The organism is Synechococcus sp. R6-7 (assembly GCF_047461695.1).
In the GTDB taxonomy this organism is placed as follows: domain Bacteria; phylum Cyanobacteriota; class Cyanobacteriia; order Thermostichales; family Thermostichaceae; genus Thermostichus.
The window spans coordinates 1-4,535 of sequence record NZ_JANSHS010000390.1 but is presented as its reverse complement, the minus strand read 5'-3'; the positions used below and the strand labels follow the sequence as shown (position 1 = coordinate 4,535).

Sequence of the window (4,535 nt, the reverse complement as noted above, 5' to 3'; positions counted from 1 at the left end):
CCCCTTGGGGAAATCCAGGCTCTCCCAGGGGGGGAATGGAGGAACTGGAGGTGCCTCCACAGGCAGCCAGGGCGGCTGCCCCACCTCCAAACATCAGCAACTGCAGGAAAAAGCGACGGGAACGCAGGGAACTCATAGGGCCCACCTCAGGGACACAGGCAAATGTAAAGGGATCCGCAACAAAGGCCAATCGCCTTTTTAGTCAAGCACTTTTGCCCCCAAGCTGAGGTTGTGGGCAGGTGAAGGTTGGGTTAGGGTTTGTTTAATGGATTAGGCTCCCCAGGGCCTTTTCACAGAGCTTGCTGAGAAGGCTAAAATTTCATTACAGTTTTTCCTGCTTTTGCCCCATTTTTGCGGTTTTGCGTTCCTTAGACTTCTTGTTGACCCTGCCGAAGGAGGGATCGTCGTGGCTACGGAGACTCTGGTCAAGCCTTCTGTAACCCCAAAGCACATGCCCATGTACCGGGTGTTGCTGCACAACGACGATGTCAACACCATGGAGTACGTGGTTCAGGTGCTGGTGAAGGTGATCCCGGCGATGATGCCGCCGCAAGCCACTGAGATCATGCTGGAAGCCCACCACAACGGCGTTGCTGTGGTGATCGTGGTGCCGCGGGAGCATGCGGAGTTTTACTGCGAACAGTTGCGGCAGCATGGCCTGACCAGTTCCATTGAGCCGGAACGCTAGGCGGGGCGGGTTGGATGGGCCTGCCGATCTCCAAGCTGAGGGCTTGTCCATTTCTGCTGCGTCTGCTGCTTTTCTTGGCGATCCCCCTCCTAGCCTGGCTGCCCTGGGTCGGGCTGGGGGGGTGGTTTTTTCCGGAAGCGCGAGCCTACCTGTGGCTGCTCCTGTATGCCCTGCTGCTAGCCTGGCTATGGGTGTGGGGATCCGGGTTTGCCGCCTATGGACTGGATGGCAGTTGGCCTTGCCGAGGCGGGATCCTGTGGGGCCTGGGGATCGGGGTCGGGGGGCTTTTCTTGCTTTTGGGCCTGGAGGGATCCCTGGGTTGGCTGAGTTGGAGGGCGGTAGGAGGGGGATCCCTGCTGGTCTATGGGTTGCTGGGGTTGCTTTTGGGCTTGGGGGTGGCGCTGGCGGAGGAGCTGTTTTTTCGCGGCTGGCTGCTGCAGGAGATGCTGCTGGACTACGGTTGCAGCACTGCGGTGTGGGGATCCAGCTTCCTGTTTGCTATGGCCCATTTCCTGAAGCCTTTGCCTGAGATTCTCGCCACCTGGCCGCAATTTCCCGGACTGTGGCTGATGGGGCTGCTGCTGGTGCAGGCGAGGGTCTGGAACCAAAACAAGCTGGGCCTTAGCCTAGGGCTGCACGCGGGTTGGGTATGGGGCATGGCCTGGGTCAACAACTTGGCCTGGATAGACTACACCGGCAGGGCGCCAGCGTGGCTAACGGGGATTGGTGGCAACCCCTTGGCGGGCCTGATGGGCTTGCTTTTTCTAGGAGGGACTTTCGCATTTCTCAACGGCCTGGCTCAAGCTGGCTGGCTACCGGCAGACCTGGAAAAGCGTTGATTGAGCTGATCGATAAAGAATAACCTACTCTCCCCAAGGCCCTTCCTCGTAGTAGGCGGTCACCTGCTCCTTGGGCGGCTGGGTAAGCAAGCTTACGCCAATTAACACCCCACTGCCGATCACCACTGCCGGGATTACGGGTAACCAGCCCCCTGTCCAAGCCCGCGGCAACAGACCCGACAGCCAACCTAAAGTCAGGCCACTGGAGACGAGGGCCCCGGCTACTGCCCCGGCGCGGGTAGCCCGCTTCCAGTACAGACCGGCTATCAGGATTGGGAACAGCATGGCATTTCCCTGAAAGCTCCAGGTGGCGATCTCCACAATCAGCCCCGGCGGGTTAAGGGCAATGGCAAAAGAGGCCAAACCGATCCCCAGCACCACCCAGCGTCCCAATTGTTCTTCTTGGTGGGGGGAAAGCTGGCGTCTAAAGAGGGTCACTACCAGATCCCGCGTTACCAACGAGCTGGCCGTAAGGAGCTGTGAGTCTGCCGTGGACATGAGGGCGGCCAGAGCTGCTGTAATCACCACCGCTGCCACACCGCCGGGCAGAGTTTGCAACATCAGGGGCATGATCTGGTCCGCTTTCTCCAGGCCGGGAAAAGCCAGGCGGCCCCAAACCCCAAGAAGAGCTGCCGGGAAAAAGACCAGCAGAATCAGCAGCGGCCAGACTACCATCAGGGTCTTGAAGGGATGAGCACTCCTGGCCATGTAAAAGCGCTGGAAAAATTGTGGGAAAAGGGGAGTGGCCATGAAAAACAGCAGTTGATTGCCGAGTAACCCTTGCCAGCTCCAGCGCCCATTGGGGCCGGGCAAGCTCAGCCAGGGATCCAACTGCCCGGCAGCCTCCTGGCCCACCCCCAAGGCTAGGGCAACAAAGGCCACCCCCATCCCCAAAATCAGGATGATCCCCTGCACCACGTCCGTCCAGACCACCGCCTGGGATCCGCCAAAGAGCACATACCCCAAGATCACCAGCGCCACCACCACCGCCAAGGGCCAGTAGGGGATCCCCTCCCCCAACACCGCCGCCAGGGTGCGGGCTCCGCCAATGATCTGGATGCTGATGTAGGGGGCGGTAAACGTCAGGGCGCTAAGGCAGTAGAGTAGAGCCAAAAGAGGGCTGTTGAAGCGGTGGCCGAAAAACTCGGAAGGGGTGATGAAGCCAAAGTGTTGGGCTGCTAGCCATACCCGGTAGCCCACCCACAAAAACAGCCCTGAAATGAAGGCGGTGGTCACCCCCACCCCCAGGAAGATTCCCAGGCCGTGGGTATAGGCATCTGCCGGCACCCCAATGAAGGTAAAGGCACTGAGCAGCGTCGCCAGCGTCGTCAAGGTTAGAGCCAGGGATCCCAACCCCCGCCCTGCCAAAAAATAGCTCACCGGATCCTGGCCGCTGTGGCGATAGCTCCAGAAGCCAATGGCCGCCAGCAGCAGCAAGTACACCCCCACCACACCCAAACTTAAAATGCTGTCAGTCATCTCCAGGCCAGCAAACGCGCACAATGTAAAGATTCAAGGGCACCAGCAGCAGCACGGCCAGCCCTGCCCCCCAGTACCAAGCAGGGATCCCCAATACCTGCGGCTGGGCCGAGCGGGATCCCACCCAGGTCAACAGCCACAGCAGGGGATAAAACCCCCACACCCAAGCCTGCCGCATCCGTCCAAACCGCAGGGGCCTTGATCCCTGAAGGTTACCGGCGGGATCCAACCCTGACATCTACCCATCTCCTGCTTTTTTGCCAAGCGTTCCTTTTGCCAATCATTTAAGATACAGCCACTACTGCGCAGAGCTAAATTGTCTTTTCCCCTTTCCCCTTCAGATCCTGTTGGCAAGAGGGAGCCTTCCCGTGGGCCAGGCCATGAAGAACGGGAGCGGCCCTACTGGCTAGCTTGGGCCCGCATCAAAGGGATTGGCCCCCACCGGCTCAAGCGGCTGGCGGAGTTTTTTGGATCCCTGGAGCGGGCTTGGCAAGCGGATGCCCCGGCCCTGCGGCAGGTGGAAGGCATTGGCCCCACCCTGGCCCAGGCTATTGTCTCTGCCCGTCCTGGCCTTGATCCCGAGCAGATCCTGGAGGAAACCCTCAAAGCGGGGATCCCCTTTCTCACGCCTGCAGATCCGGACTATCCGCCGCTGCTGTGGGAGGTGCCAGATCCCCCGCCCATTCTCTATGCCCTAGGAGAATGTCCCAATTGGCAACAGCCGGCTATTGCCATCGTCGGCACCCGCGCCCCTACGGCCTACGGTCGACAGTGGACCCAGAAAGTCAGCGCTGCCCTGGCGGAAGCTGGCTGTGTGGTGGTCTCGGGGCTGGCAACGGGGATCGACGGCATTGCCCACCAGGCCTGTCTGGATGCCGGCGGCAAGACGGTGGCCGTGGTGGGAACGGGGGTGGACAAAGTTTACCCAGCTCACCATCAAGCTCTCTACCGGCGCATCCTGGCCCAAGGGGCCATCCTCAGCGAATATCCCCCCGGCACGCCACCGGCCAAGGAGCATTTTCCCCAGCGCAACCGCATCATTGCCGGCCTCTGCCGCGCCACTTTGGTGATGGAGGCTCCGGAAACCTCGGGAGCGCTAATTACTGCTCACCTGGCCAACCACTACGGTCGGGAAGTGTATGCGTTGCCGGGGAATATCGACACGGCGGCGGCCCGTGGCTGTCTCCACCTCATCCGCAGTGGCGCCGGCATGATCCTGGGGATCGAGGAGCTGTTGAAAGACTTGGGCCTCCTCCAGGGATCCCCTGTGCTAAAGCAGCCCTCGTCCACTGGCCCCAGCGATCCCCAACAGCAACTGCTCTGGCAGCTGCTAGGGGAGGGCATCCTCAGCCTCGATGCCCTGGCCCAGGCTAGCCAGATGGATATTGCCACCCTTTCCAGTACCCTGCTGCTTATGGAATTGGAAGGCTGGCTGGTACAACTGCCGGGGATGCGCTACCAGCGGGCTCGCTGAGGCTGGATCCCTGCACTGCTTCTCCGATAGGAGCATGACTCTAGTCAATAATAAG

Annotated in this window: 5 protein-coding genes; 3 read left to right on the top strand and 2 right to left on the bottom strand. The window is 60.6% G+C overall.

Annotation, left to right across the window (positions count from 1 at the left end):
• The first annotated feature begins 406 nt into the window (after positions 1-406).
• Entirely contained in the window at positions 407-688 is a 282-nt protein-coding gene (gene clpS, locus NW815_RS11335) for an ATP-dependent Clp protease adapter ClpS (RefSeq protein ID WP_011432326.1), read from the top strand.
• Positions 689-702: 14 nt separating this feature from the next.
• Positions 703-1,527 carry a lysostaphin resistance A-like protein gene (locus tag NW815_RS11330; RefSeq protein WP_414388395.1) on the top strand — a complete coding sequence of 275 codons (825 nt, stop codon included), beginning with the start codon at positions 703-705 and terminating at the stop codon, positions 1,525-1,527.
• 24 nt (positions 1,528-1,551) lie between these two features.
• Here NW815_RS11330 and NW815_RS11325 read toward each other — a convergent pair whose 3' ends face one another.
• Together NW815_RS11325 and NW815_RS11320 are read right to left on the bottom strand one after the other, a co-directional pair.
• Positions 1,552-3,006, bottom strand: coding sequence for a sodium:solute symporter family protein (locus NW815_RS11325; protein ID WP_414388397.1), 1,455 nt, complete (start codon positions 3,004-3,006; stop codon positions 1,552-1,554).
• The gene (locus tag NW815_RS11320) at positions 2,999-3,244 is read right to left on the bottom strand and encodes a hypothetical protein (protein WP_414416021.1); all 246 of its coding nucleotides are present in this window, start codon (positions 3,242-3,244) and stop codon (positions 2,999-3,001) included. The genes NW815_RS11325 and NW815_RS11320 overlap by 8 nt, the downstream gene beginning before the upstream one ends.
• Positions 3,245-3,322: 78 nt before the next feature.
• Between NW815_RS11320 and dprA the strand changes: the two genes are divergently transcribed.
• Positions 3,323-4,480, top strand: coding sequence for a DNA-processing protein DprA (gene dprA / locus NW815_RS11315; protein WP_414388401.1), 1,158 nt, complete (start codon positions 3,323-3,325; stop codon positions 4,478-4,480).
• Positions 4,481-4,535 lie beyond the last annotated feature (55 nt).

Coding starts and splice junctions, on each gene's coding strand:
- NW815_RS11330 (WP_414388395.1), top strand. CDS start 703: ATGGGCCTGCCGATCTCCAAGCTGAGGGCTTGTCCATTTCTGCTGCGT.
- NW815_RS11325 (WP_414388397.1), bottom strand. CDS start 3,006: ATGACTGACAGCATTTTAAGTTTGGGTGTGGTGGGGGTGTACTTGCTG.
- NW815_RS11320 (WP_414416021.1), bottom strand. CDS start 3,244: ATGTCAGGGTTGGATCCCGCCGGTAACCTTCAGGGATCAAGGCCCCTG.